This is a genomic window from Mycobacterium sp. NPDC003449 (assembly GCF_053588415.1).
Genome location: NZ_JBSFPX010000361.1, coordinates 1 through 1,861, shown reverse-complemented (window position 1 = coordinate 1,861; position 1,861 = coordinate 1). Strand labels below are relative to the sequence as shown.

The following is a 1,861-nucleotide window of genomic DNA, read 5'->3' as shown; positions in this document are numbered from 1 at the left end:
AGTAATATAAAGGAAGTATATCCTCTAAATATAAGAAGAGTAAGGACGCGAGGTGGACGACGAAACCGACTCCTCGGCCGGGCGCAGCCGGCGAGATCGACTGCCGCGCAACCGGCAACGTGAACGGATTCTGCAGCTGGTGCGCGACCACGGCGATGAGATCGACGCCGCCGACCTCGCCGCCCGCATCGGACTGCATGTCACCACGGTGCGTTTCCACCTCGACGCGTTGTGCGAACAGGGAGCGGTCGAGCGCACCCGGATGAACCGGGACGGTGTGGGACGCCCCCGCACCGGATACCGCGCCATCCAGGAACGCCTGAACTATCGAATCCTCGCCGAGGTGCTCGCGATGGAACTGGGCGCGACGGCTCACACCCGCGCCCGGCGCGCCCAGGCCGTCGGACAGCGATGGGCCGCCCGAATCGCGGGAACGCAACCGTTCGAGGACCCCGACGACGGGGATGCCGCGGACACATCCGACCCGCTGGACCGGAGCGCGACCCGCGCCACCGCGGTCTTCGACCGAATGGGTTTCGACCCCAGGTTGGCGGCGGAGTCCGAGCCGTCGGCGTCGCTGTCGACCGAGGGCGAACCGGCACTCGGGCGAGAGCGGGTCGTACGGTTACACGCCTGCCCGGTACGGCAATTGGCCCGCGCACATCCGGAAGTCGGGTGCCGCATCCACCTCGGGTTGCTGCAGGGCCTGCTCGACGAGGGCGTCTCGGCCCGGCTCGATCCGTTCGTCGAACCGGAACTCTGCCTGGCCCGACTGGCCGGGCAACCGTCGACGTAAACGGGTGTCCACGACCTCGAATTCGGTTCAGCCGCCCGCGGAAACGCTCAGGTGCCGGCGGCGGGCGACGTGGGACTCCGCGCGGATCCGCTCGGACATGTGCGGGTAGTGCAGCTCGAACGCCGGGCGCTCGGAACGGATCCGGGGCAGCTCGGTGAAGTTGTGCCGCGGCGGCGGGCAGCTGGTGGCCCACTCCAGGGAGCTGCCGTAGCCCCACGGATCGTCGACGACCACCGGTTCGCCGTAGCGCCAGCTCTTGAAGATGTTCCAGGCGAACGGAATCATCGAGACCCCGAGGGTGAATGCCCCGATCGACGAGACGATGTTCAGCGTGGTGAACCCGTCGCTGGGCAGGTAGTCGGCGTAGCGGCGCGGCATGCCCTCGTTACCCAGCCAGTGCTGGACCAGGAAGGTGGTGTGGAAGCCGATGAAGGTCAGCCAGAAGTGCAGCTTGCCCAGGCGTTCGTCGAGCAGCCGGCCGGCCATCTTCGGGAACCAGAAGTAGATGCCCGCGTAGGTGGCGAACACGATCGTGCCGAACAGCACGTAGTGGAAGTGTGCGACCAGGAAATAGGTGTCGGTGACGTGGAAGTCGATCGGCGGGCTGGCCAGCATGACCCCGGACAGGCCGCCGAGCAGGAAGGTGACCATGAACCCGACCGAGAACAGCATGGGTGTCTCAAAGGTCAACTGGCCGTGCCACATTGTGCCGATCCAGTTGAAGAACTTGATCCCGGTCGGCACGGCGATCAGATACGACATGAAGGAGAAGAACGGCAGGAGTACGGCGCCGGTGGCGAACATGTGGTGCGCCCACACCGCCGTCGACAACGCTGCGATGCTCACGGTGGCGTAAACCATCGTGACGTACCCGAAGACCGGTTTGCGGCTGAACACCGGAACGATCTCGGTGATGATGCCGAAGAACGGGATCGCGACGATGTACACCTCGGGGTGGCCGAAGAACCAGAACAGGTGCTGCCACAGCAACACGCCGCCGTTGGCCGGGTCGTAGATGCGCGCCGAGGTGGCGGTCGGCGGCCAGGCCGAACAGCGCCGAGGTCA

The 1,861-nt window shown here is 66.0% G+C and carries 1 protein-coding gene and 1 pseudogene; one reads left to right on the top strand and one right to left on the bottom strand.

Annotated features, from left to right (window positions below):
* The first annotated feature begins 52 nt into the window (after positions 1-52).
* Positions 53-796, top strand: coding sequence for a helix-turn-helix transcriptional regulator (locus tag ACWDTP_RS38295; RefSeq protein ID WP_450028419.1), 744 nt, complete (start codon positions 53-55; stop codon positions 794-796).
* 27 nt (positions 797-823) lie between these two features.
* On the opposite strand, the pseudogene ACWDTP_RS38290 reads toward ACWDTP_RS38295, so the two are convergent.
* Positions 824-1,861: pseudogene (locus ACWDTP_RS38290) on the bottom strand (cytochrome c oxidase subunit I); the annotation flags it as partial.